2 protein-coding genes are annotated in these 1,001 nt (G+C 31.0%); both read left to right on the top strand.

Annotated features, from left to right (window positions below):
* Nucleotides 1–147 precede the first annotated feature (147 nt).
* On the top strand, nt 148–699 hold the full coding sequence (gene gmhB / locus HG1285_RS00040; RefSeq protein ID WP_008289773.1) for a D-glycero-beta-D-manno-heptose 1,7-bisphosphate 7-phosphatase: 552 nt from the start codon (nt 148–150) through the stop codon (nt 697–699).
* A gap of 74 nt (nt 700–773) precedes the next feature.
* On the top strand, nt 774–1,001 hold a 228-nt coding region (locus HG1285_RS00045; RefSeq protein WP_008289772.1), incomplete at its 3' end, for a roadblock/LC7 domain-containing protein.

The following is a 1,001-nucleotide window of genomic DNA, read 5'->3' as shown; positions in this document are numbered from 1 at the left end:
AATTCTGCTGCTTGTCCAATAATTATAGGTCCTGAACCAATTAAGAGAATCCTGTGGATATCTGTTCTTTTTGGCATTAATTTACCTCTTGGATACTTTTGAGATATTATTTTATCATTTATTAGAAATAAGTTTAAGGAGAATAGATTGAAAGAAAAGGCTGTTTTTTTAGACAGGGACGGCGTGATTAACAAAGATTATGGATATGTTCATAAAGTGGAAAATTTTGAAATATATCCGCAGGTTTTTCCTGCCCTGAAGAAACTTCAGGAAGCTGGGTTTAAACTTTTAGTAGTTACAAATCAATCAGGTATAGCTGTTGGATATTATACTGAAGAAGATTTTAAGAAAATAACAGAGCATATGCTCTCAATTTTTGAAAAAGAAGGTATAAAAATAGACAAAGTTTATTACTGCCCCCATCATCCTGAAGGTATAATTCCAGAACTTACTATGAAATGTGATTGCAGAAAACCTGAAAGTGGGATGATAAAACAGGGAATAAAAGAGTTTAATGTAGACCCTTCAAGCTCTTTTTTGATTGGAGATAAAGAAACAGATATTAAGGCAGCACATAAGGAAGGAATAAAAGCTGTTTTAGTAAAAACAGGACAAGGAATTAAATATATCAATGAAACAACCGCTGATTATGTTGCAGAAGATATATTAGATGCTGTTGAGAATATTATTTTAAAGTAGATATTTTTTTTCTGAAATATCATAATTCATATATTATAATATCTTTATTAAGACATTAATTTAAGAGGGTTGTCATGAATAAATTTGAAAAAATTTTAAAAGAGCTGGTTTTTAATACAGGAGCTGAAGGTGCAATTTTAATAAGTCCCGATGGGCTTTCTATAGCATCTACATTTAACGAAGGATATGATGAAGAAAGGGCTGCTGCAATGGGTGCTGCTATTTTATCTCTTTCTGAAAGGGTTGTATCAGAACTTAATAAAGGGATTTTAGAACAGATTTATGTAAAAGGAAAAGATGGA

This window comes from Hydrogenivirga sp. 128-5-R1-1, assembly GCF_000171895.1.
Note: the sequence above shows the minus strand (reverse complement) of the source record. Positions and strands in the feature narration are given on the sequence as shown.